Genomic DNA, 4976 nt, shown 5'->3' with positions numbered 1-4976 from the left:
CCCAGAGCCGCCGTGACAGAGAGGCCACGCTCTCGTCCACGCCCGCCGCCAGCCAGCGGGCCAGCTCCCCCGCCACATCGGGGTAGCAAACCGCCCCCGGCGAGGCGCTGTCGAGCCAGGTACGCACCAGATTGGCATCGAGCACATCCATCAGGGTCGCCAGCCCCATCATCTCGAGCGTCTTGCCATTGGTCAGCTGTTCGAACTGGCCGCCGAGGGGTTTGACCAGCAGCTTCTTGCCAAGGGTGAGCGCCTCGGAAGCCAGCTCGAAACCCGCGTTGGAGATGACGCCGCGACAACCGGCCAGCACGGCGATAAATCCGTGCCGCGATGGCGGTTCGAAGCGCAGGTTGCGCCATTGGCTAGGGGTGCGAATGGCGGGGTGAAAGCAGACGAAGCGCTGCTGACCAAAGCGCGACAACAGGGCGGCGATCGCCTCGGTCTGCTCGAACGGCAGATATACCAGGATCTCGCCGTTATCCGGTGCGGCGGCAATGGGGTCGATCACCGGTGGCAGCAAGGGGTGACCGAAGTGAAACCAGTGCAGCCCGAGCGGCTGATCCACAGGAGCAAAGTGGCGCATCAGCTGGCGGCTGACCCCATCCTCCCCCCAGCGCGGGATGGGCCAGTTGAAGCTGGCCTGATGACTGACGGTGAGGCTCGGCTTGCCATAGCGGCGGGCGGCGTGGGCGGTCAGCGGCTCAAAATCGCTCACCACCAAATCGTATTCGCTGCAGTCGAGAGACCGCAGATCCCGCCAGAAGGTGAGCGGCGAGGCGGCTTGCAGGGTACGCCACGGAGAAACTCGCCCCTCGTGACTGACAAAAGTGAGGCCGGGAAAGGCGCGGTAGGCGCCGAACTCCTCCATGTCGAAGTAGCGGTCGGCAGGGCGGCCGCTGAAGAGATAATCCACCTCGACCCCTGCCGTACGCAGCGCTCGCGCCAAAGTGCGACTGCGACTGATATGACCGTTGCCGGTGCCTTGCACCCCAAACAGTATCCTCATGAGTGGCTCCAGCCAAGCGCCAGCACGGCGCAACCGCCACCCAGCAGGGCACCGGCAACCAGATCACTCAGGTAGTGCACCCCGAGCAGCAACCGGGATGCCCCCACCAGCGCCGCCCAGCCAAACAGCAGGGGCGCCCAGAGCGGAAAGCCGGTGGCCAGTATGGTGGCCATCAGAAAAGCGGCAGCGGTGTGACCGGAGGGGAGGCTGTAACGATCGGAAGGAGTGATGAAGACCGGCAAGCCGACCGGCCGTTGCCGTTTCAGGCTGTTTTTCAGCAGCAGATAGAGGGGCAATTCGATGGCGAAGGCAAGCAGCGCCAGTCGCACCAGCTCCCGCTCTGCCTCCCCCTGCCACCAGAGCAGGGCGGCCAGCACAGCGTAAAGCGGGCCATCACCGGTGCGGGAAATGAGGCGACTCACCCTCGCCTGCTGCCGGTTGTAGCCGTGAAGCAGGCAGACCCGGCACACCTGCAGGTCCCATTGCTGGATCTTGTTCATATCCCCTCCTTCCCTGAATTCTGCTTGCAGAGTAAGAAAGCGGGATGACGTTACGTTGAACAAGGGATAACAGATTTATGAAAAAAGGGCCGAATGGCCCTTTTTAATCTCGATATTGCGGCAAAATCAGTGGCTGCCGCGCAGACCGGTCTCCATCAGACGGCAGTTGTGGTCCGCCAGACGGGCCATGAAGTGCTCATCCACTTTCAGGCCAAACACCTGCTCGTAGAGATCTTTCATCACGAACGGCTGCCACATCATGCTGAGGAAGGAGATCTTCAGCATGTCGGGATCCAGGTTGTCACCCAGCTCGCCGTTGGACTTCATGGTTTCCAGCAGGGCATCGAACTGCGGCAGCTGACGTTCCAGCAGGCGGTTCAGCACAAAATCCCGGCCCGGACTCTTCTCGGTCGACAATGCGCTGGAGATTGCAGAGGTCAGCTCGCTGTTGGGCGCCATCACCTGATAGTAGGTGTTGAGCAGCTCGTTGAGGCTGTGATTGCTGTGTTCATCTTGCCAGGCATGGTCGAGGGGCTCGGCGACATCGCCCAACACCGCTTTGTAAAGACCCTCTTTACTGCCGAAGTAGTAGTGGATCATTGCCAGATTGGAGCCAGCAAGCTCCGCGATTTCGCGTGTAGTCACCTTGCTATAGGGAGTATTGAGAAAACGCTCACGGGCGGCAGCAAGCAACTTGTCACGAATGTCAGAACGTCCGACCGGACGACCAGGTCTACGTTTTTCCATTTAACACCTCAGATAATTCAGCCAATGCTGATAAGTCGATCTGGTTGTGCAGAGAATAGAGCACAGCAGGAATGACCAGATAATCGGTCATGGGCCGAATATGGGACAAGGAAATTTGCAATCCTTTACAATCCGATTAAATACGTCAGCAGATTGCCCCTGACCTTCCGTGTTGACACAGCATAAAAATCTCGATATTGGTAAAAGCGTTATCGACTGGAAGGAATAACAACGTCATGCGTATCGCCACCCCGCTACTACTAATCTCCCTAATCGCGTTAACTCGCGCGGGATCCTTGTAGCCGGGCTAAGGCATAGCCGGAATTTACAAAAACCCGTGCACCCTGCACGGGTTTTTTTATGCCGCCGCAGGATGCACGTTACCGAACTTAGGAAGAGGGAAGTCACATGTCAGATCGGGTCATCATATTCGACACCACCTTGCGTGATGGTGAGCAGGCCCTGGCGGCCAGTTTGACAGTCAAGGAGAAGCTGCAGATCGCCCAGGCACTGGAGCGGCTCGGTGTCGACGTCATGGAGGTGGGCTTCCCGGTCTCTTCTCCCGGCGATTTTCAATCGGTGCAGACCATCGCCCGCCACATCAAAAACAGCCGGGTCTGCGCCCTCGCCCGCGCCCTGCCCAAGGATATCGACGCCGCCGGCGAAGCCTTGCGGGCCGCCAAGGCGTTTCGCATCCACACCTTTATCTCCACCTCCTCCATCCATGTGGAGAGCAAGCTGAAAAAGAGCTTCGAGGATGTGCTGGAGATGGGGGTCAGCGCCATCAAGCACGCCCTGCGCTACACCGATGATGTGGAGTTCTCCTGCGAGGATGCGGGCCGCACCCCCATCGATAACCTCTGCCGCATGGTGGAGGCCGCCATCAAGGCGGGGGCCCGCACCATCAATATCCCCGATACCGTGGGCTACACGGTACCGACCGAGTTCTCCGGCATCATCCACACCCTGTTCAACCGGGTACCCAACATCGACAAGGCGATCATCTCGGTCCACTGCCACGATGATCTGGGGCTCTCGGTGGCCAACTCCATCGGCGCGGTGCAGATGGGGGCCCGCCAGATTGAGTGCACCATCAACGGCATCGGCGAGCGGGCGGGCAACTGCTCGCTGGAAGAGGTGGCGATGATCCTCAAAACCCGCGCCGACCTGCTCGGGGTACAAACCAATATCCGCCACAGCGAAATTCATCGCACCAGCACGCTGGTCAGCCAGCTCTGCAACATGCCGGTGCAACCCAACAAGGCGATCGTCGGTGCCAACGCTTTCTCCCACAGCTCCGGCATCCATCAGGATGGGGTGCTCAAGGCGAAAAATACCTACGAAATCATCACTCCCGAGAGCATTGGCCTGACCCAGAACAACCTCAACATGACCTCCCGCTCCGGCCGTCACGTCATCAAGCACCGGATGGAGTCCATGGGCTACGCCGAGAGCAGCTACGACCTCGACCACCTCTACGGCAAGTTCCTGACCCTGGCCGACAAGAAGGGGCAGGTGTTCGACTACGACCTCGAAGCACTGGCCTTCTTCAGCCAGATCCACGAAGAGCCCGAGCACTTCAAACTGGAGTACCTCGGGGTGCAGAGCGGCAGCTCGGTACTGGCCACCGCCTCGGTCAAATTGAAGGTGGGACAGGATCTGATCTGCGAAGCGGCCACCGGCAATGGCCCGGTGGATGCGGTCTACCAGTGCATCAACCGCATCACCGGCTATGAGATCCGCATCGACAAATATGCCCTCAAGAGCAAGGGCGAAGGGGAAGATGCCCTCGGTCAGGTCGATATCGTCGCCGAGTACAAAGGGCGCAAATTCCACGGCATGGGACTGGCCACCGACATCATCGAATCCTCGGCCCACGCCCTGCTCCATGTGATCAACAGCATCTGGCGCGCCGATCAGGTGGCCGAACAGATGGAACGCAATAACAGCATCAAATCAGAAACCGTCTGAACAGGGCTCGGAACCAAACAGACGGCATGGAATGACAATATCAGGATGGAGAGTGTATGAGCAGTTATCGGATCGCAGTATTGCCGGGTGACGGCATTGGCCCTGAAGTGATGGCCGAGGCCATCAAGGTGCTGGAGAAGGTGCAGGCCAGGTTCGGCCTCGCCTTCGAGTATGATCGCCATGACGTGGGCGGTATCGCCATCGACAACCACGGTACCCCGCTGCCGCAAAGTACCATCGCGGGTTGTGAAGCGGCCGATGCCGTGCTGTTTGGCTCGGTAGGCGGCCCGAAATGGGAACATCTGCCCCCCAACGATCAGCCGGAACGTGGCGCCCTGCTGCCCCTGCGCGCCCACTTCAAGCTGTTCTGCAACCTGCGTCCGGCCCGTATCTACACCGGTCTGGAACAGTTCTCCCCGCTGCGCGCCGATATCTCCGATCGCGGTTTTGACATCGCCTGCGTGCGCGAGCTGACCGGCGGCATCTACTTCGGCCAGCCCAAGGGGCGCGAGGGAGAAGGGGCGAACGAGAAGGCGTTCGACACCGAGGTGTACCATCGCTTCGAGATTGAGCGCATCGCCAAGATTGCGTTCGAATCGGCTCGCGTGCGCCGTGGCAAGGTCACCTCCATCGACAAGGCCAACGTGCTCGCCTCTTCCATTCTGTGGCGCGAGGTGGTGACGCAAGTCGCCAAGTCCTATCCGGACGTAACCCTCAACCATATGTATATCGACAACGCCACCATGCAGCTC

5 protein-coding genes are annotated in these 4976 nt (G+C 59.9%); 2 read left to right on the top strand and 3 right to left on the bottom strand.

Annotated elements, in window-relative coordinates; all coding sequences use genetic code 11:
• The 3 genes from AACS18_RS08680 to AACS18_RS08670 form a co-directional block, all read right to left on the bottom strand.
• A partial coding sequence (locus AACS18_RS08680; RefSeq protein WP_108614139.1) for an MJ1255/VC2487 family glycosyltransferase occupies window positions 1–1006 on the bottom strand: 1006 nt, incomplete at its 3' end.
• Window positions 1003–1506 (bottom strand): phosphatase PAP2 family protein, encoded by a 504-nt coding sequence (locus AACS18_RS08675; RefSeq protein ID WP_005339149.1) that lies wholly within the window; start codon window positions 1504–1506, stop codon window positions 1003–1005. The genes AACS18_RS08675 and AACS18_RS08680, both read right to left, overlap by 4 nt.
• Before the next feature lie 126 nt (window positions 1507–1632).
• A complete protein-coding gene (locus AACS18_RS08670) occupies window positions 1633–2253 on the bottom strand; it encodes a TetR/AcrR family transcriptional regulator (RefSeq protein WP_005349170.1) in 621 nt (206 codons plus the stop codon).
• Window positions 2254–2661: 408 nt separating this feature from the next.
• Here AACS18_RS08670 and leuA point away from each other — a divergent pair, with 408 nt between their 5' ends.
• Window positions 2662–4224, top strand: coding sequence for a 2-isopropylmalate synthase (gene leuA / locus AACS18_RS08665; RefSeq protein WP_108614129.1), 1563 nt, complete (start codon window positions 2662–2664; stop codon window positions 4222–4224).
• 56 nt (window positions 4225–4280) lie between these two features.
• The coding region (gene leuB / locus AACS18_RS08660; protein ID WP_258228892.1) for a 3-isopropylmalate dehydrogenase at window positions 4281–4976 on the top strand (696 nt) is incomplete at its 3' end.

Source organism: Aeromonas sp. HMWF015, assembly GCF_963878965.1.
In the GTDB taxonomy this organism is placed as follows: domain Bacteria; phylum Pseudomonadota; class Gammaproteobacteria; order Enterobacterales; family Aeromonadaceae; genus Aeromonas; species Aeromonas veronii.
The sequence above is the reverse complement of the archived record's forward strand: the minus strand, read 5'-3'. Positions and strand labels throughout refer to the sequence as shown.

Coding starts and splice junctions, on each gene's coding strand:
- AACS18_RS08675 (WP_005339149.1), bottom strand. CDS start 1,506: ATGAACAAGATCCAGCAATGGGACCTGCAGGTGTGCCGGGTCTGCCTG.
- AACS18_RS08670 (WP_005349170.1), bottom strand. CDS start 2,253: ATGGAAAAACGTAGACCTGGTCGTCCGGTCGGACGTTCTGACATTCGT.
- leuA (WP_108614129.1), top strand. CDS start 2,662: ATGTCAGATCGGGTCATCATATTCGACACCACCTTGCGTGATGGTGAG.